Here is a 17,377-nt window from a genome sequence, read left to right on the forward strand (position 1 = left end):
GCCAGCCGCAATCGACGTCGCCACGGAGTAGCACGCGCCATGAAGACCCGCATTGAAAAAGACACGTTTGGTCCCATCGAAGTCCCTGAGGATCATCTCTGGGGCGCCCAGACCCAGCGTTCGCTGCATTTTTTCGCGATTTCCACCGAAAAGATGCCGGTCCCGCTGGTCGAGGCGATGGCGCGGCTCAAGCGCGCGGCGGCCAAGGTCAATGCCGATCTGGGCGAACTGGATCCGAAGATCGCCGATGGCATCGTCCGCGCCGCCGATGAAGTGATCGCCGGCAAATGGCCCAACGAGTTTCCGCTGTCGGTCTGGCAGACCGGCTCGGGCACGCAAAGCAACATGAACATGAACGAGGTGCTGGCCAACCGCGCCTCGGAACTGATGGGCGGCGTGCGCGGCGAAGAGCGCAAGGTGCACCCCAACGACCACGTCAACCGCGGGCAGTCGTCCAACGACACCTTCCCGACCGCCATGCACGTGGCGGCGGCGGTGCAGGTCGAGCATCATCTGCTGCCGTCGCTGAAGGCCCTGCGCGCCACGCTGGCGGCCAAGAGCGCCGAGTTCTACGACATCGTCAAGATCGGCCGCACCCACCTGCAGGATGCCACGCCGTTGACGCTGGGCCAGGAGCTGTCGGGCTACGTGGCCCAGCTGGACCTGGCCGAGCAGCAGATCCGCGCCACCCTGCCGGGTCTGCACCAGCTGGCCATCGGCGGCACGGCCGTGGGCACGGGCCTGAACGCGCACCCGCAGTTCAGCGCCAAGGTCTCGGCCGAACTGGCGCATGCCACCGGCACCGCCTTCGTGTCGGCGCCCAACAAGTTCCAGGGCCTGGCCTCGCACGAAGCGCTACTGTTCGCGCACGGCGCGCTGAAGTCGCTGGCCGCCGGCCTGATGAAGATCGCCAACGACGTGCGCTGGCTGTCCAGCGGTCCGCGTTCGGGCCTGGGCGAAATCAGCATTCCCGAGAACGAGCCGGGCAGCTCGATCATGCCGGGCAAGGTCAACCCGACGCAATGCGAAGCCATCACGATGCTGGCCGCGCAGGTGTTGGGCAACGACGTGGCCATCAATATCGGCGGCGCCAGCGGCAACTTCGAACTCAACGTGTTCAAGCCGCTGGTGATCCACAACTTCCTGCAATCGGTGCGCCTCCTGACCGACGGCATGGCCAGCTTCAACGAGCATTGCGCCGCCGGCATCGAGCCCAATCGCGAGCGCATCGCCGAACTGGTCGACCGTTCGCTGATGCTGGTGACGGCGTTGAATCCGCATATCGGCTACGACAAGGCCGCGCAGATCGCCAAGAAAGCGCACAAGGAAGGCCTGTCGCTGAAGGAGTCGGCGTTGGCGCTGGGCTACGTGACCGAAGCGCAGTTCGCCGAATGGGTGGTGCCGGCTTCCATGACCAACGCGCACAAGTCTTCGTAAGCAGGCTGTGCGCGCATGAAAAAGACCGCCGCGGCGGTCTTTTTTCGTTGCCGGCGCATTGCCGCTCAGCCTGCGCCGGTGAGCATCAGCCACAGAGGAATCGTCAACGCCGACAGCAGCGTGCCCAGCGAAATCAGCACGGCCACCATGCGGCCGTCGCCGCCCATGCGCATGGCCAGCACATAGGCCGCGGACGCGGTGGGCAGGGCCGCGAACAACAGCAGCATCTGCGATTCCAGCGGCGGCAGCGCCAGCAGATGCGCGATCAGCAGGGCGGCCGCGGGCAGCGCCAGCAGCTTGACCCCGAGCATCCAGGCGATCAGCGCGCCATGGCCCTTGCCGCCTTCCCAGGAGAGGCTGGCGCCCACGCAGATGATGCCCAGCGCAAGCGCCGCCGCGCCCAGGCGCCCCAACGCCGTGTCCAGCGGGCCAGGCAGATGCACGCCGGCCAGATTGCAGGCCAGGCCGGCCAGCGTGGAAATGACCAGCGGGTTGCGCGCCAGTTCGCGCAGCAGGTTGCCGCCGCTGTGGCGCGCCAGGCCGTAGACCGCCGCCATATTGGCCATCGGCACGGCGAAGCCCACGATCAGCGCCATGACCGTCTGGCCCTGGACGCCGCCCAGGCTGGCCGACAAGGCCAGGCCGAGATAGGTGTTGAAGCGGTAGCCGCATTGCGCGGACGAGGCCAGGCTGAGCGGCGACGGCCGCAGCACCCAGCGCGCCAGCCACGTCAGCGCGACGCCGGCTGCGATCACGGCTGCGCAGGCCTGCAGCAGCATGGCGGCGTTGCCGGCGGTGATGGGGGTGCGCAGGATGGACTGGAACAACAGCGCGGGCAGCAGGACGAAGTAGACCAGGCGCTCGGTGCCGGCGAAGAATTCGCGCGAGAAATTCAGTTTGTGACGCAGCGCCCAACCCAGCGCGACCAGCATGAAATCAGGGAAAACCAGAAGGGCAACGGACATGTGAGAACACGTATTTGATGCGCGTCAGAGGGGGACCGCTGCGCTATGCGTCTGTAAGTATTTGCTGCTATTCTCCGTCATTCTGGCGGGCGCGTGTGCCACAAGCAACGTATAAAAGCAGTGCTCACCCTGCGCACAGAGCATGCGCCCACCACCGTTAATTGCGGACCTGCCCACAGGCAGGCGCATCACACAACGGTCCGTATACACACGGGCTCGCATATTGGAGGAAACACACCTATGAATAAAGTCCGCTCCCTGGCCGTGGCCATCGCCCTGGCCTCCGGCGTTGCCGGCACCTTCGGCGCCTCCGCCGCCTTTGCTGCCGACAAGTACCCGAGCAAGCCTATCCGCGTGATCGTGCCCTTCGCGCCTGGCGGCTCGACCGACATCATCGCGCGCCTGGTGACGCAGCGCATGAGCCAGGAACTGGGCCAGCCCATGGTTGTGGAAAACAAGGGCGGCGCCGGCGGCGCCATCGGCGCGTCCGAAGCCGCGCGCGCCGATGCCGACGGCTACACGCTGTCCATCGCCACCGTGTCGACGATGGCCGTGAACCCTGCTTGCCGTCCCAATGACCTGCCGTACGATCCGATCAAGGACTTCCAGCCGGTCACCAACTTCGCCAACACCGCCAACGTGGTGGCCGTGAACCCGAAGTTCCCCGCCAAGGACTTCAAGGGCTTCCTGGAAGAGCTGAAGAAGAATCCGGGCAAGTACTCCTACGGCAGCTCGGGCACCTGCGGCGTGCTGCACCTGATGGGCGAATCGTTCAAGATGGCCACCGGCACGGACATCGTGCACGTGCCGTACAAGGGTTCGGGCCCGGCCGTGGCTGACGCCGTCGGCGGCCAGATCGAAATCCTGTTCGACAACCTGCCGTCGTCGATGCCGCAGATCCAGGCGGGCAAGCTGCGCGCCATGGCCATCGCGTGGCCGACCAACATCGACTCCATCAAGGACGTGCCCACGTTCAAGGACGCCGGCTTCCCGGTGCTGAACCAGCCGGTCTGGTACGGCCTGCTGGCGCCCAAGGGCACGCCGATGGAAGTCGTGAACAAGCTGCGCGACGCTGCCGTCGTGGCCCTGAAGGACCCCAAGGTCATCAAGGCGCTGGACGACCAGGGCTCGGCGCCGTCGGGCAATACGCCGGAAGAATTCGCCAAGGAAATCAAAGAGCAGTATGACTGGGCGAAGGACGTCGTGAAGAAGCAGAACATCAAGCTGGACTGATGCCGCGCGGGGCGGGCGCTGCCTGCCCCGGTCTGCAAGCCATGACGGGCGCCTTCGGGCGCCCGTTTTTTTTGCGCGCAGGCCGCTCAGGCCGTGGCGTCGAGCCCCGCCTGCAGCGCTTCGCAAGCGGCGCGCAGGCGCTCGATGAAGTCGCGGTGCAGCGCCGACAGCGGATCCTGGTTGCGCACCATGATGCTGATCGGCACGCGCAGCGCCGGGTCCAGCCGGCGCAGGTTCATGCCGGGACGCAGCATCGCCTGCGCGGTGATGGCGTCCACGATGGCGTCGCCGCAGCCTGCGTCGACCAGCGCGCAGGCCACGTAGTGCGTCTGTACCTGGATCGCCACTTGCGGGTCCAGGCCCTGCGCGTCCAGCGCCATCTGCAAAAGGGCGCCGGAGGCGTCGGCCGCGTCCAGCACGATCAGCGTGTCGCCGGCCATGGACGTCAGCTCCGCCAGCGGCAGCGGCCCCGCGCCATCCTTGCGGCTCAGGTGCACCAGTTCCGTGTGGCCCAGCCCCATGCGGGTCAGGCCGGGATAGTCGTTGGTGTCGAAGGTGATGGCCAGGTCCAGCTCGCGCGTCAGCAGCCCCTGCACGAGTTCGGTGCTGTGATGCGTGTGGATGTCGAAGGTGATGCCGGGCTGCGCTTCGCGGCTGTCGCGCACCACGCCGGGCAGCAGCCCCAGGCCCAGCGCGGGCGCGCAGCCCAGCCGCAGGTGGCCGTTGGGATGGTCGCGCAGGCTGGCGGCCAGCCTGCGCACGCTGTTGAGGTCCTGGTTCAGGCGCGCGACTTCGGGCGTCAGTATCTCGGCCTCGCGCGTGGCGACGAGCCGGCCCTTGACGCGCTCGAACAGCTTGAAGCCCAGCTGCGCCTCGGCGTGCGCCAAGAGCTTGCTGGCCGCGGGCTGCGAGATATGCAGCGCGGCAGCAGCCTCGGTCAGGGATCCGGTACGGCGGATCGCTTCGAAAATCTCGATGTGGCGCAAACGCATGGCACGGTGGGGACGGTGGGCGGAAACCGCGATTCTAAGCCGGATGCGGCCCGTGTCGCGACAGCCGCCTGCGCCTTGACTATCATGAACCCCTGCCGGAACGCCGGCGCACACCGGAGCTTCCCATGCGCGCACCCCGCCACGCCGTCGCCCTCATGCTTGCCGCCGCGCTTGCCGCCATGCCTGCGGCCTGGGCGCGCACACCGCAGGCCGCCGAGGATCTGAACCCCGAGGCCGCCAGCGGCATGCAGACGCGCCAGCTGGTGCGCGCGCCGCATTTCATGATGGCATCGGCCAATCCGCTGGCGACGCAGGCCGGCGACGAGATGCTGCGCCGGGGCGGCAGCGCCGTGGACGCCGCCATCGCCGCTCAGCTCGTGCTGAATCTGGTGGAGCCGCAATCGTCGGGCATCGGCGGGGGCGCCTTCATGGTGGTGTATTCGGCCAAGAGCGGCCGCATCCAGACGTACGACAGCCGTGAGACCGCGCCCGCCGCGGCCCAGCCGCAGCGTTTCCTGGATGCGGACGGCAAGCCGGTGTCCTTCGCCCGCGCGGTGAACAGTGGCCTGGCAGTGGGCGTGCCGGGCTTGCTGCGAGGCTTGGAGCTGGCGCACAAGGAACAGGGCGTGCTGCCCTGGGTCGACCTGTTCCAGCCCGCTATCCGCCTGGCCGAACAAGGCTTTGCCGTGTCGCCGCGCCTGCACAAGCTCCTGGCCGGCAACAAGGAGCTGCGCACGCAAGCCGCGGCCGCGGCCTATTTCTATGCGCCCGACGGCGCGCCCTGGCCGGTGGGCCACGTGTTGAAGAACCCCGAGTTCGCGCGCACGCTGCGCGCGGTGGCGGAGCAAGGCGCGGACGCGTTCTACCAGGGCGATATCGCCCGGGATATCGTCGCCGCCGTGCGCGGCCACGCCGTGCCTGGCGACCTGACCCTGGCCGACCTGGCGGGCTATCGCGCCAAGACGCGCGATCCCGTCTGCGGCGCCTATCGCGGCTACCAGCTGTGCGGCATGGGGCCGCCCAGCAGCGGCCCGATCGCGGTGCTGCAGATGTTGGGCGAGCTGGAGCAGTTTCCCCTTGGCCGCTACAAGCCGGGCAGCCTGGAGGCGGTGCATTACTTTTCCGAAGCCGGCCGGCTGGCGTTCGCCGACCGCGATTTCTACGTGGCCGATCCGGATTTCGTGCGGGTGCCGGTGCGCGCCATGCTGAACCCGGCCTATCTGCGCGCGCGTGGCGCGCTGATCCAGCCAGACCGCAGCATGAAGGTGGCGCTGCCCGGCGATCCGGAAGGCAAGCTGCTGTCGCTGGGCAAGGACGACGCCCTGGCTCTGCCCTCGACCAGCCATCTGGTGGCCGTGGACGCCCAGGGCAATGCCTTGAGCATGACGACCACCATCGAGAACGAATTCGGCAGCAAGATCTTCGTGCGCGGTTTCCTGCTGAACAACGAGATGACGGATTTTTCCTCGTCCTACAAGGATCCCGAGGGCCGCCTCGTCGCCAACCGCATCGAACCAGGCAAGCGCCCGCGCAGCTCGATGGCGCCGATGATCGTGCTGCGCGACGGCAAGCCCTATCTGCTGGTGGGTTCGCCGGGCGGCAGCGCCATCATCAACTACGTGGCCAAGACCATTGTGGGCGTGCTGGACTGGGGCCTGGACATCCAGGCGGCCATCGACCTGCCCAACATGGGCAGCCGCAACAAGGACACCGAGCTGGAGAAGGGCACCGCGCTGGAGGCGCTGGCGCCAGAGCTTGAGCGCATGGGGCATCCGGTGCGCATCACCGAATTCCCCAGCGGCATCCACGGCATCGTGATCGAGGCGGGCGGGCTGCAGGGCGGCGCCGATCCGCGCCGCGAAGGCGTGGCCCAGGGCGGCTGAGGCCGCGCGGGCTTATTCGCCGGCGTCGGCGGGACGCAGCGCCGGCGGCAGCTTGCGCAGCGTGGCCGGCGTGCGCGACAGCTTGATCGGCGAACCCACGCCCCGGTAGTCGCCTTGTTCCAGCACCATGCCGCGATGGCGGGTGTGCGGATGCGCCAGCGCCTGGTCCACGGTCTGCACGGCGGCCGCGGGCACGCCGCAACGCAGCAGGCGGTCGGCGAGCGCGGCGGCGTCGTGGTCCGCCAGCAGCGCGGACAGGTCGCCGCGCAGGGCCTGGCGGTTGCGCAGGCGGTCGGCGTTGGTGGCGTAGCGTGCATCGTCCGCCAACCCCGGCGCGTCCAGCGTCTGCGCCAGCTGCGCGAACTGGCGGTTGTTGCCGACCGCCAGGAAGATCGGGCCGCTGGCGGTGGGCAGCGTTTCGTAGGGGGCGATGTTCGGGTGTGCGTTGCCGCTGCGCGCGGGTACTTTGCCACTGTAGAAGTAGTTGGGCGCGTGCGGATGCAGCAGCGACAGGGCGCAGTCATACAGCGTGATGTCCAGGAACTGGCCCAGGCCGCTGCGGGCACGCTCATTGAGCGCCAGCAGGATCGCCACGGCCGCGTTCAGGCCGGTCACCATGTCCACCACCGGCAGGCCGACGCGGGTGGCTTCGCCGTCCGCGTCGCCGTTCACGCTCATCAGGCCGCACATGGCCTGGGCGCAGGCGTCGTAGCCGGGCAGGCCGCCCAGCGGACCGTCCGCGCCGAAGCCGCTGACGCGGCAATGGATCAGCGCGGGGAAGTCGCGGCTCAGCGTGTCGTATCCCAAGCCCCATTTCTCCAGCGTGCCGGGCTTGAAGTTTTCCACCAGCACGTCGGCGTCGGTCAGCAGATGGCGCAGCAATTCCTGCCCTGCGGGCTGCGACAGGTCCAGCGTCATGCCGTCCTTGTTGCGGTTCACGCCGATGAAATAGGACGCGGTATCGCCCAGGAAGGGCGGCCCCCAGCCGCGCGTCTCGTCGCCGCCGGGCGGCTCGATCTTCAGCACGTCGGCGCCGTGGTCGGCCAGGATCTGCGTGCAATAGGGGCCGCCCAGCACGCGCGACAGGTCTATCACTTTGCAGCCGGCGAGCGCGCCGGCGTTGGGCAGGGTTGCAGCCATGTGGGGTCCGTTCAGTCGATGGAAACGTGGGCGCTCTTGATGAGGTCGCGCCATTTGGGCACTTCGGCCGAGATGAAGGTTGCCAGGCCCTGCGGCGTCTGGTCCTGGGCTTCAACGATGCCCTGGCTGCGCAGCGTCTGCGCGACCTCGGGATCGGACAGCGCGGTCTTGAAGGCGCGGTTCAGCGTGTCCACCACGTCGGGCGGCGTGCCCTTGGGCGCGACGATGCCGAAGAACACGCTGACGTCGTAGCCCTTGAGCCCCTGCTCCGAAAGCGTGGGCAGGTCGGGCAGCGCGTCCGAGCGCTGGGCGCTGGCCAGGCCGATGGCGCGCAGCTTGCCCGCCTTGATGTAGGGCAGCGCGGTAAGGATGTCGGTGAACGACATCGACACCTGCCCGCCCAGCAGGTCATTGAGCGCCGGTCCCGTGCCCTTGTAGGGGATGTGCATGATCTGGGTGCCGGCCATGTTGTTGAAGAGTATGCCGGCCAGGTGCGACGAGGCGCCGTTGCCCGACGAGGCGTAGCTCAGCTTTTCCGGGTTCTTCTTGGCGTAGGCGATGAGTTCCTGCGCGTTGTTGGCGGGCACCGACGGGTTCACCACCAGGATATTGGGCAGGTGGCCGATGCGGATGATGGGCGCGAAGCTGGTCTCGGGGTTGTAGCCCTGCTTCTTGTACAGGCTGACGTTGATCGCCAGCGGCCCCGAGGTGCCGAACAGCAGGGTGTAGCCGTCCGGCTTGGCCGTCGCCACGTATTCCGAGCCGATGTTGCCGCCGGCGCCCGCGCGGTTTTCGACGATGACGTTCTGGTTCAGCGGCTGCCGCAGCTTGTCGGCCAGCCTGCGCGCCAGGGCGTCGGTGGGACCGCCCGGCGGGAACGGCACGATCAGCGTCACGGGCCGGGCCGAGGGATAGGCGTCCGCGGCCAGTGCGGGCGCGGCGGCGGGGGCGATGGCGGCGGCCGCCAGCAGCAAAGAGGCGAGGGTTCGGTTCATGCTTGTCTCCAGTGGTTGCGCGCCGGCTGTGCCGCCGGCGTCGGTGCTTACAGCGCGTACTGCAGGATGGCCCGGCACGCCGCGCTTTCGTCGGCCGGGATGGCATAAGGATCGCGCGGACCCAGGCGGTGCTGCAGCACCTGGTCGGCCAGCAGCGCGCGGCTTTCCAGGCCGGGTTCGGTGGCTTCCCAGCGCAGGGCGGCCATCGACACCGCGTGGTACAGCAGCGAAGCCGCCTGGCGTGCCAATTCGGGGCGGTCGGCCTGCGCGGCGTGTTCGGCCAGCGCATAGGTCTGCTCCAGCGCGCGCGCCTGCATGTCGGCCAGTTCGGGCGGGCAGGGGCGGCCTGCGGCCAGCAGGCCGTCGATATGGCTGCGCAGCGCCGGCAGTGAATTTTCGCGGGTGATGGCGCGCAGCACGTCCAGCGCCACGATGTTGCTGGTGCCTTCCCAGATGGAGCCCAGATGGGCGTCGCGCACCAGTCGCGGTTCGGTCCATTCCTCGATGTAGCCGCAGCCGCCGCGCACTTCCATGGCGTCGCCGGTCACCTTGCGGGCATCGCGGCAGGCGCGGAACTTGATCAACGGCGTGAGGATGCGCGCCAGCGCCGGATCGGCCGCGCCCCGGTCCGCGTCGGCCAGCGCGCGCGCCGTCTGGAACATCACGCTGCGGGCCTGTTCGGCCCAGACCGTCATTTTGACCAACTGGCGCTGCATCAGCGGCATGTCGATCAGGCGCTTGCCGAAGGCGCGCCGGTGCTGCGAGACATAGACCGCTTCGGTCACGGCGCGGCGCATCAGGCCGGCGGCGCGCATGCCATTGGACAGGCGCGAGTTGTTGATCATGTCGGCCATGTGCTTGAAGCCGCGGCCGCGCTCGCCCACCAGCCAGGCCACCGCGCCTTCCAGGCGGATCTCGCCGCTGGCCATCGAGCGCGTGCCCAGCTTGTCCTTCAGGCGCAGGATGCGGTAGTGGTTGTGGGTGCCGTCGGCCAGGTCGCGCGGCAGCAGGAACAGCGATACGCCCTTCAGGCCGGGCTGGGCTTCGCTGCGCGCCAGCACCATGGCGTAGCCCGCGTCCGGATTGGAGCAGAACCATTTGTCGCCGTGGATGAGCCAGGTGCCGTCGTCCTGTGCGGTGGCGGTCACTTCGGTGGCGCTGACATCGGACCCGGCGCCCTGTTCGGTCATGAACATGGCGCCCTGGCGCAGCGCATCGAAATCCTGCGAGGTCACTTCGGGCAGGACCCGCTCTACCAGTTCCGGGGAGCCGAACTTGCGCAGGGTGCGCGCCAGCGAGTCGGTCATGCTGACCGGGCAGCACAGGCCGAACTCCGCCTGCACGAACAGGTGGCTGAGCGCGTACTTGGCGGCCGCGGGCATGGGTTCGGGCCAGCCCAGCACGCCGCCGCGGTGCGACAGCGCAGCCAGGCCGAATTCGCTGTAGGCCAGGCGTTCCAGTTCGACGTAGGCCGGATGCTTGTCGATGCGCGATTCGTCGGCGCCGGCGCGGCTGCGCACGGACAGCGTGGGCGGATGCTTGTCGGCGGTGGCGGCCAGCTCGTCCATGACGCCGCCGGCCAGCGCGCCCAGCCGTTCAAGGTGGGGCAGCAGATGGGCGTGCAGCGCGGGCGGCAGGTAACGCCGGCTGAGCGCCTCGGCGTAAGGGTCCGCGCTGAACAGGTTCTGCCCGCGCGAATCCGGAACGGGCGTGGCGGCGGTGGGCGCGGTCTTGACGGGGGTATCCATGGCGGCATCCTGCTGAAGACGGGAACGATGCCTGTGATGGTGCTTGCATGGATTAATCTATACAAATACTGTTTGTGTGTAGAACAATCCAAAAAAAGTATGGATTGCAGTCCCAGGGGAGACAAATGGACCTGGATCCGCGCCTGTTGCGCTATTTCATCGCCGTGGCCGAAGAACGCCACTTCAGCCGCGCGGCCACGCGGCTGCACATTTCCCAGCCGCCGCTCAGCTACGCCATCCGCCAACTGGAGGACAACGTCGGCGCGCGCCTGCTGACCCGCACCAGCCGCCATGTCGAACTGACCGACGCCGGCCAGGTGCTGTACCGGGAAGCCCTGACGCTGCTGCGCCAGGCGGAAGAGGTGCGCACGCTGGTGCAGCGCGTGGACGCGGGCCTGCGCGGGCGGCTGCGCATCGGCTTCGTGGGTTCCATGCTGTACCGCGGCCTGCCGGCGCTGCTCAACGCCATGCGCGCCGGGCTGCCGGACGTGGAACACGTGCTGACCGAATTGAATTCCCATGACCAGATCGAGGCCGTGCGCCGCGGCGAGCAGGACCTGGGCTTCATCCACGCCAATCCGGTGCCGCCAGGCGTGCTGGCGCGCGACTTGATGGCCGAGCCTTTCGTGGTGTGCCTGCCGCAGGCGCATCCGTTGGCCAGCCGGGAATCCCTGCGGCTGGCGGAATTGGCCGCGGACGATTTCGTGTTCTTCGCCCGGGCCGCTTCGCCCAGTTATTACGAGACGGTGCTGTCCATGTGCGTGTCGGCCGGCTTCATGCCCGTGATCCGGCACGAGGTCCGGCACTGGCTGAGCGTGGCGTCGCTGGTGTCGCAGGGGCTGGGCGTGTCCATCGTGCCGGCCTGCCTGTCGCGCAGCGGGCTGGCGGGGACGCGCTTCATCGCCTTCGAGCACGCGGCCCGCTCGGTCAGCCAGATGATCTGGCCCGAGGCCGGACGTACGCCGCTGCAGGAAAAAGCGGTGGAAATGGCGGGGAGGCATGGCTGGGAGTCCCCGGAAACCCCGTGAAATCCGCCGCCGGCTAGGCAGAGCCCGCCCGAAGGCTTATCGTTAGCGGTATCCCCGCGCCGCCAGTCCGGCGGCCAGGGAGGGAACCGTTTGCATACGAACGCGAATTCCGGGTATCAGCCATGTCCTACCGTCCAGTCCTGCCGCTCACGCGCCGCAGGCGTTTCATCACCAGGCTGCGCCATTGCGGCCCTCCGGCGAAGTACTGAACCCCACTGCAGGGTTTTTCGGTTCCGCTTCTCCGGAGTCTTTCGTGGAAATTCCTTTTTCGTTTCATCCGCGTCTTTTCGACGCGTTGCGCGATTACGACCGTGTCCGCTTCGCCCAGGACCTGGGCGCGGGCCTCACCGTGGCCGTGGTCGCGCTGCCCCTGGCCATGGCCTTCGCCATCGGGTCGGGCCTCAAGCCCGAGGCCGGGCTGTTCACTTCCATCATCGCGGGCTTCCTGATCGCCCTGCTGGGTGGCAGCCGGGTGCAGATCGGCGGACCGGCGGGCGCCTTCATCGTCATCGTTTACGACATCGTGCAGCAGTACGGCGTGGCCAATCTGATCATCGCCACGGCGCTGTCCGGCGTGCTGCTGTTCGTGATGGGGCTGCTCAGGCTGGGCACGCTGGTGCGTTTCATCCCGGTGGCGGTGATCATCGGCTTCACCAACGGCATCGCGGTGCTGATCGCGCTGTCGCAGGTCAAGGATTTCCTGGGCCTGGCGATCCCCAAGATGCCAGGCGACTTCTTCGGCATCCTGGGCGCGCTGGGCAGCCATCTGTCCTCGCTGAATCCCTGGGCGGCCGGCATCGCGCTGCTGTCGCTGGCGGTGATCGTCGGCTGGCAGCGCTGGCTGCCTAAATGGGGCGGCCAGCGGGCGGCCAGGCTGGCCCGCGTGCCGGGCTCGATCATCGCGCTGGTGCTGGCGACCGCGGCGGTGGCAGTGTTCGGCCTGCCCGTGGAAACCATCGGCAGCCGCTTCGGCGGCATTCCGGCCGCGCTGCCGGATTTCACGTTGCCTGCGTTCAGTTGGGAGTCGGCCCGCTTCCTGCTCATGCCCACCATCACGCTTGCGGCGCTGGGCGCCATCGAGTCGCTGCTGTGCGCGCGGGTGGCCGACGGCATGATAGGCGACCGGCACGACCCCAACCAGGAGCTGATGGCCCAGGGCGTCGCCAACTTCGTCACGCCGTTCTTCGGTGGCATGCCGGCCACGGGCACGATTGCGCGCACCGTGACCAATGTGAAAAGCGGCGCCACCAGCCCCGTCGCGGGCATGGTGCACGCGCTGGTGCTCCTCGTGGTGATGCTGGCGGCGGCGCCCCTGGCGGCCTCGATACCGCTGGCCACCCTGGCGGCCATCCTGATGTTCGTGGCCTGGAACATGGGCGAATGGCGCGAGTTCGCGCGGCTCAAGAGCTACCGGCTGCCGTACCGGATCACGCTGGTGTCGGTGTTCGTGCTGACGGTGGTCTTCGACCTGACGGTCGCGGTCGAATTCGGCATTTTCGCCGCCTGCCTGACCTTCATTTACCGCATCTCCAGCCTGTCGCGCGCCGAGCGCATCACGGCCGCCGAGCAGCCCTTGCTGGCTGGCATGGATGGAAAGATCGAGGTCTGGCGCCTGTACGGCACCGTCTTCTTCGGCGCGACCAAGCTGGTGGAATCGCTGGAAGACCGCCTGCCGGCCCGCGCGCTGGTGCTGGACCTGAAGAACGTGATCTACGTGGATTCGACCGGCGCCGAAGCGCTCGAAGCACTGAGCAAGGCGTGCGAGACGCGTGGCGTGGCGCTGATCGTCTCGGGCCTGATGGGGCAGCCGCAGGACATCGTGCGCCGCGTCGGCCTGTACAAGCGGCTGCAAGGTCATCTGCAGCCCGACGTGGCGAGCGCCACGGCTGCCGCCCTGGCGCTGGAGGCCGAGGGCGGTTAGACGGTTGGTGGGGGCCTGGGAGCCCCCATCTCCCTAGCGGAAGACGACGGTCTTGTTGCGGTTGAGCAGGATGCGGTGCTCGACGTGGCTGCGCACGGCGCGCGACAGCACCAGGGATTCGATGTCGCTGCCGACCTGGGTCAGGTCCTGGGCGGTCATCGTGTGGTCCACGCGTTCGATGTCCTGGTCGATGATGGGGCCTTCGTCCAGGTCCGAGGTCACGTAGTGGGCGGTGGCGCCGATGATCTTGACGCCGCGCGCATGCGCCTGGTGGTAGGGACGGGCGCCCTTGAAGCTGGGCAGGAAGCTGTGGTGGATGTTGATGGCGCGGCCGTTCAGCGCGCGGCACATGTCTTCCGACAGGATCTGCATGTAGCGGGCCAGCACCACCAGGTCGATGCCTTCCTGATCGACCAGGGCCAGCACCTGCTTTTCCTGTTCCGCCTTGGTGTCGGCGGTGACCGGCAGGTAGTGGAACGGGATGCCGTAGGAAGCGGCCAGGCTGGCGTAGTCGTTGTGATTCGAGACGATGGCGGCTACTTCGGCATGCAGATGGCCGCTATGCACGCGGAACAGCAGGTCGTTCAGGCAGTGCCCCTGCTTGCTGACCATGATCAGCAGGCGTTCCTTGCGGCGGGCGTCATGCAGCTTCAGCTCCATGCCGTACTCGGCGGACATGCCGTCCAGCCGCGCCCGCAAATCATCCACGGACACGCCCGCCGGCACGTCGAAGTGCACGCGCAGGAAGAAGCGGCCGGTCTCTTCGTCGCCGAACTGCTGCGAATCCAGGATGTTGCAGCCCAATTCGAACAACAGGCCGCTGACGCGGTACACGATGCCCGTGCGGTCGGGGCAGGACAGGGTCAGGATGTAGTCGTTGTGCTGCATGGTTCAGGGACAGGAGAAAAAGGAGAAAAGGTGACAGTATTTATTGATGGCGCCACGCGCGGCATGCACGGCGCGGAGATCATCCGTTCAGACGGGCCAGGGTCTCTTCGGCCAGGGCCAGGCTGGAGGTCAGCCCCGGGGATTCTATGCCGAACAGGTTCACCAGGCCGGGCACGCCATGCGCGGCCGGGCCGGCGATGACGAAATCGGCCGCGGGCTCGTGCGGGCCGGAAATCTTGGGGCGGATGCCGGTGTAGCCGGGCGCCAGCGCGTCATCGGGCAGGGCCGGCCAATAGCTGCGCACGGCCTCGTAGAAGACTTCGGCGCGGGCGGGGTCCAGCGTGTAGTCCTCGGTTTCGACCCATTCGGTGTCGGGGCCGAACTTGGCCTGGCCGCCCAGATCCAGCGTCAGGTGCACGCCCAGGCCGGCATGCTGCGGCACCGGGTAGATCAGGCGCGAGAACGGCGCGCGGCCAGACAGTGTGAAATAGCTGCCCTTGCACAGGTAATCCTGGGGGATGCTGGACGCGGGCAGACCCTCGATGCGGCGCGCCAGCGCCGGCGCGTGCAGGCCGGCGGAATTGATCAGCACGTTGCAGCTCAGGGTCATGGCGTCGTCGCCGCCGAATTGCAGCTCGAAGCCGCCCTCGGGACGGACGCGGGCCGACTCCAGCGGCGTGTGGAAGACGCACTGGGCGCCCGCGTTTTCGGCGTCGCCCTGGAACGAGAGCATCAACGCATGGCTGTCGACGATGCCGGTGGACGGCGAGGACAGCGCCGCGGCGCAGCGCAGCGCAGGCTCCAGGCGCATGGCGTCCTCGCCGGAGATGAATTGCAGATCGTCGACGCCGTTGGCGCGGGCGCGCTGGGCGATGCCTTCGAGTTGCGCGGCCTGCTCGGTGTCGGTGGCGACGATGAGCTTGCCCAGGCGTTTATAGGGCACGCCGCGCTCGGCGCAATAGGAATAAAGCAGGTGCTTGCCGCGCACGCAGAGGCGCGCCTTGAGGCTGCCTGCCGGGTAGTAGATGCCGGCGTGTATGACTTCGGAGTTGCGCGAGCTGGTGCCGGTGCCGATGGCCTCGGTGGCTTCCGCCACCAACACCTCGCGTCCGGACTGGGCCAGCGCGCGCGCGATCGCCAGGCCCACCACGCCCGCGCCGATGACGACGCAATCCACATCCACGCTCATGGCGTTTTCCTTTCCGAACGGGCGCCTGCCGGGGTCAGGTCGAAACCGCCGGCATGGAAGACCAGCGGCGGCTCGCCGCTATGGCCGCAGCGCTCCACTTCGCCCACCATGATGACGTGGTCGCCCTCGACGTAGCGGCTGCGGTTGTGGCATTCGAACCAGGCGGCGCAATGGCCGTCCAGCATGGGCGTGCCGCCCGGCGCGTGGTGCACCGTCAGCCCGGCGTAGCGGTCCGGCGTCTTGCCGGTGGCGAAGCGGCGCGCCAGCGCGATCTGCTCCGCGCCCAGTACGTTGACGACGTAGCGCTCGCACTGCTCGAAGGCCGCCAGCGACGACGAACTGCGCGACAGGCTCCACAGCACCAGCGGCGGGTTCAGCGACACGGAATTGAAGGAGCTGACCGTCAGGCCGATGGGCGCGCCATCGGGGTCGGCGGTCGTCACGACCGTCACGCCCGTGGCGTAACGGCCCAGCGCGGTGCGGAAAAAGGCGGCGTCAAAATCAGGGGAGGAGGCGGTCATGCAATCGTTAATTGGGGGCGGGCGCGAGGCGCCCGGCATCAAGGCGACAGGCGTTCGATCTTCCAGGCCTGGCCGTCGGCGACATAGCGCAGGCGGTCATGCAGGCGCGAAGGCCGGCCTTGCCAGAATTCGAAGGCGGTGGGCTTCAGGCGGTAGCCGCCCCAGTGCGGCGGGCGCGGCGGCTGTTCGCCGAAGCGCTCGCGGAATTCCTGTTCGCGGGCTTCCAGCTCTTCACGGGTGATGGGCTGGCTCTGGCGCGAGGCCCAGGCGCCGATGCGCGAACCGGCGGGCCGGCTGTGGTAGTAGGCGTCCGACTCGTCGCCGGCCACTTTTTCGACCACGCCTTCGATGCGGACCTGGCGCTCCAGCGGCTGCCAGAAGAACAGCAGGCTGGCGCGCGGCTCGGCCTGCAGGTCCAGGCCCTTGCGGGATTCGTAATTGGTGAAGAACGTGAACCCGCGCTCATCGAAGCCCTTGATCAGGACGATGCGCGCGCTGGGCTGGCCGCTGGCGTCCACCGTGGCCAGGGTCATGGCGTTGGGTTCGGGGACCTTGGCGGCCAGGGCCTCGTCGAACCAGCGGGTGAACTGCTCGAACGGGGAGGCGGCAGCCTGGCCTTCGAGCAGCACGTTCTTGTCGTAGCTTTGACGCAGATCAGAGACGGACATGGGGCTAGTAGTTCAGCGTTGATAACAAGGAGTTTATACCGCCTGGAAGGCGGTACCCTTATTGACCCCGCTCAGGGCGCAGGCAAGATTTCCCGAGGCCGGGCCTCAGGCGCCTTCCGGCAGCGTGTGCGCGTCCAGCTCCAGCCGGCGCGCGATGGCGTCCAGGCGGGCGTCATGGATGCCGGCGGCGCGCAGCGCCTGGGCGGTCTGCACCACATATTCGGTGCAGGGGCCATAGCGGCCGGCGGCGCGGCGCACGATGGCCAGCAGCTCGGGCTCGGGCAGGGCGCGGATGTAGGCCGGATTGTCCCGGTTCATGATGAAGACCAGCGCCCGCACGGTGCCGGTATCGGTGGCGCAGTTGATCCAGCGGGGCAGATAGGCGCCGGTGGACATCTCGCGCTCCCAGAGCGCGGGGAAATAGGTCGGCACCTGGTCGCCCGCCAGGCGGTAGACCACGCCGCGGCAGGAGCCTCCCCGGTCCAGGCCGAATACCAAACCCGGGCATTCCGGGGTGCCGCGGTTGACCCGCGACCACAGGCATAGCGCCCGGTGGTGGCCGCGCAGGGTCGCCAGCCGGCGCTCGACGAAATCGAAGTCGGGCCGCCAGATCAGGGAACCGTAGCCGTAGACCCACACGTCTTCGCCCGATTGCCAGTGGCGCAGGGCCTCGTCCAGCGATTCCTGCCGCTCTTGCGCAGTCCAAAGACGAAAGGGCAGGCTGGCGCCGGAATTGCCGGCGGCGGGAGGTGAGGACAGCATGTTCACG

15 protein-coding genes are annotated in these 17,377 nt (G+C 68.1%); 5 read left to right on the forward strand and 10 right to left on the reverse strand.

Going from position 1 to position 17,377, the window contains the following annotated elements:
- The first annotated feature begins 39 nt into the window (after positions 1-39).
- Complete coding sequence (gene fumC, locus ACZ5YA_RS26880) at positions 40-1,437, forward strand: class II fumarate hydratase (RefSeq protein ID WP_059371558.1); 1,398 nt, start codon at positions 40-42, stop codon at positions 1,435-1,437.
- 65 nt (positions 1,438-1,502) lie between these two features.
- On the opposite strand, the gene ACZ5YA_RS26885 is transcribed toward fumC, so the two are convergent.
- A complete protein-coding gene (locus ACZ5YA_RS26885; RefSeq protein WP_118932390.1) occupies positions 1,503-2,402 on the reverse strand; it encodes an AEC family transporter in 900 nt (299 codons plus the stop codon).
- A 240-nt stretch (positions 2,403-2,642) separates the two neighbouring features.
- Between ACZ5YA_RS26885 and ACZ5YA_RS26890 the strand changes: the two genes are divergently transcribed.
- Positions 2,643-3,635 carry a tripartite tricarboxylate transporter substrate binding protein BugE gene (locus tag ACZ5YA_RS26890; protein ID WP_059371560.1) on the forward strand — a complete coding sequence of 331 codons (993 nt, stop codon included), beginning with the start codon at positions 2,643-2,645 and terminating at the stop codon, positions 3,633-3,635.
- Positions 3,636-3,721: 86 nt separating this feature from the next.
- Here the strand turns inward: ACZ5YA_RS26890 and ACZ5YA_RS26895 are convergent, their stop codons facing one another.
- Complete coding sequence (locus tag ACZ5YA_RS26895; RefSeq protein WP_118932389.1) at positions 3,722-4,627, reverse strand: LysR family transcriptional regulator; 906 nt, start codon at positions 4,625-4,627, stop codon at positions 3,722-3,724.
- 125 nt (positions 4,628-4,752) lie between these two features.
- Between ACZ5YA_RS26895 and ggt the strand changes: the two genes are divergently transcribed.
- Positions 4,753-6,510 carry a gamma-glutamyltransferase gene (ggt, locus tag ACZ5YA_RS26900; protein WP_464091461.1) on the forward strand — a complete coding sequence of 586 codons (1,758 nt, stop codon included), beginning with the start codon at positions 4,753-4,755 and terminating at the stop codon, positions 6,508-6,510.
- 12 nt (positions 6,511-6,522) lie between these two features.
- Here ggt and ACZ5YA_RS26905 read toward each other — a convergent pair whose 3' ends face one another.
- From ACZ5YA_RS26905 to ACZ5YA_RS26915, 3 genes are read right to left on the reverse strand one after another with little or no spacing between them, the layout of a single operon-like run.
- The gene (locus ACZ5YA_RS26905; protein ID WP_464091462.1) at positions 6,523-7,650 is read right to left on the reverse strand and encodes a CaiB/BaiF CoA transferase family protein; all 1,128 of its coding nucleotides are present in this window, start codon (positions 7,648-7,650) and stop codon (positions 6,523-6,525) included.
- An 11-nt stretch (positions 7,651-7,661) separates the two neighbouring features.
- Complete coding sequence (locus ACZ5YA_RS26910; protein WP_059371564.1) at positions 7,662-8,645, reverse strand: Bug family tripartite tricarboxylate transporter substrate binding protein; 984 nt, start codon at positions 8,643-8,645, stop codon at positions 7,662-7,664.
- A 47-nt stretch (positions 8,646-8,692) separates the two neighbouring features.
- Positions 8,693-10,393, reverse strand: coding sequence for an acyl-CoA dehydrogenase family protein (locus ACZ5YA_RS26915; RefSeq protein ID WP_118932386.1), 1,701 nt, complete (start codon positions 10,391-10,393; stop codon positions 8,693-8,695).
- Positions 10,394-10,518: 125 nt separating this feature from the next.
- On the opposite strand from ACZ5YA_RS26915, the gene ACZ5YA_RS26920 reads away from it, so the two are divergent.
- Both ACZ5YA_RS26920 and ACZ5YA_RS26925 read left to right on the forward strand, forming a co-directional pair.
- A complete protein-coding gene (locus ACZ5YA_RS26920) occupies positions 10,519-11,421 on the forward strand; it encodes a LysR family transcriptional regulator (RefSeq protein WP_059371566.1) in 903 nt (300 codons plus the stop codon).
- Between the two features lie 253 nt (positions 11,422-11,674).
- Positions 11,675-13,342, forward strand: a complete 1,668-nt coding sequence (locus tag ACZ5YA_RS26925) for a SulP family inorganic anion transporter (protein ID WP_059371567.1) — start codon at positions 11,675-11,677, stop codon at positions 13,340-13,342.
- Positions 13,343-13,375: 33 nt separating this feature from the next.
- Here ACZ5YA_RS26925 and purU read toward each other — a convergent pair whose 3' ends face one another.
- From purU to ACZ5YA_RS26950, 5 genes are all read right to left on the reverse strand, one after another.
- On the reverse strand, positions 13,376-14,230 hold the full coding sequence (gene purU / locus ACZ5YA_RS26930) for a formyltetrahydrofolate deformylase (protein WP_059371568.1): 855 nt from the start codon (positions 14,228-14,230) through the stop codon (positions 13,376-13,378).
- 79 nt (positions 14,231-14,309) lie between these two features.
- Complete coding sequence (locus ACZ5YA_RS26935) at positions 14,310-15,419, reverse strand: NAD(P)/FAD-dependent oxidoreductase (protein WP_251877812.1); 1,110 nt, start codon at positions 15,417-15,419, stop codon at positions 14,310-14,312.
- Positions 15,416-15,940 (reverse strand): flavin reductase family protein, encoded by a 525-nt coding sequence (locus ACZ5YA_RS26940; protein ID WP_059371570.1) that lies wholly within the window; start codon positions 15,938-15,940, stop codon positions 15,416-15,418. Before ACZ5YA_RS26940 ends, ACZ5YA_RS26935 begins: the two co-directional genes overlap by 4 nt.
- 38 nt (positions 15,941-15,978) lie before the next feature.
- Entirely contained in the window at positions 15,979-16,608 is a 630-nt protein-coding gene (gene pdxH / locus ACZ5YA_RS26945) for a pyridoxamine 5'-phosphate oxidase (RefSeq protein WP_059371571.1), read from the reverse strand.
- A gap of 105 nt (positions 16,609-16,713) precedes the next feature.
- Positions 16,714-17,376, reverse strand: coding sequence for a gamma-glutamylcyclotransferase (locus tag ACZ5YA_RS26950; protein ID WP_059371572.1), 663 nt, complete (start codon positions 17,374-17,376; stop codon positions 16,714-16,716).
- Between the last annotated feature and the right edge of the window lies 1 nt (position 17,377).

The sequence above is a fragment of the Achromobacter sp. JCM 18799 genome (assembly GCF_055395645.1).

What these genes read in the sequence shown, in the direction of transcription:
- ACZ5YA_RS26910 (WP_059371564.1), bottom strand. Translation starts at nt 8,645, where the DNA reads ATGAACCGAACCCTCGCCTCTTTGCTGCTGGCGGCCGCCGCCATCGCC.
- ACZ5YA_RS26890 (WP_059371560.1), top strand. Translation starts at nt 2,643, where the DNA reads ATGAATAAAGTCCGCTCCCTGGCCGTGGCCATCGCCCTGGCCTCCGGC.
- ACZ5YA_RS26895 (WP_118932389.1), bottom strand. Translation starts at nt 4,627, where the DNA reads ATGCGTTTGCGCCACATCGAGATTTTCGAAGCGATCCGCCGTACCGGA.
- ggt (WP_464091461.1), top strand. Translation starts at nt 4,753, where the DNA reads ATGCGCGCACCCCGCCACGCCGTCGCCCTCATGCTTGCCGCCGCGCTT.
- ACZ5YA_RS26915 (WP_118932386.1), bottom strand. Translation starts at nt 10,393, where the DNA reads ATGGATACCCCCGTCAAGACCGCGCCCACCGCCGCCACGCCCGTTCCG.
- ACZ5YA_RS26935 (WP_251877812.1), bottom strand. Translation starts at nt 15,419, where the DNA reads ATGAGCGTGGATGTGGATTGCGTCGTCATCGGCGCGGGCGTGGTGGGC.
- pdxH (WP_059371571.1), bottom strand. Translation starts at nt 16,608, where the DNA reads ATGTCCGTCTCTGATCTGCGTCAAAGCTACGACAAGAACGTGCTGCTC.
- ACZ5YA_RS26885 (WP_118932390.1), bottom strand. Translation starts at nt 2,402, where the DNA reads ATGTCCGTTGCCCTTCTGGTTTTCCCTGATTTCATGCTGGTCGCGCTG.
- purU (WP_059371568.1), bottom strand. Translation starts at nt 14,230, where the DNA reads ATGCAGCACAACGACTACATCCTGACCCTGTCCTGCCCCGACCGCACG.
- ACZ5YA_RS26940 (WP_059371570.1), bottom strand. Translation starts at nt 15,940, where the DNA reads ATGACCGCCTCCTCCCCTGATTTTGACGCCGCCTTTTTCCGCACCGCG.
- ACZ5YA_RS26905 (WP_464091462.1), bottom strand. Translation starts at nt 7,650, where the DNA reads ATGGCTGCAACCCTGCCCAACGCCGGCGCGCTCGCCGGCTGCAAAGTG.
- fumC (WP_059371558.1), top strand. Translation starts at nt 40, where the DNA reads ATGAAGACCCGCATTGAAAAAGACACGTTTGGTCCCATCGAAGTCCCT.
- ACZ5YA_RS26920 (WP_059371566.1), top strand. Translation starts at nt 10,519, where the DNA reads ATGGACCTGGATCCGCGCCTGTTGCGCTATTTCATCGCCGTGGCCGAA.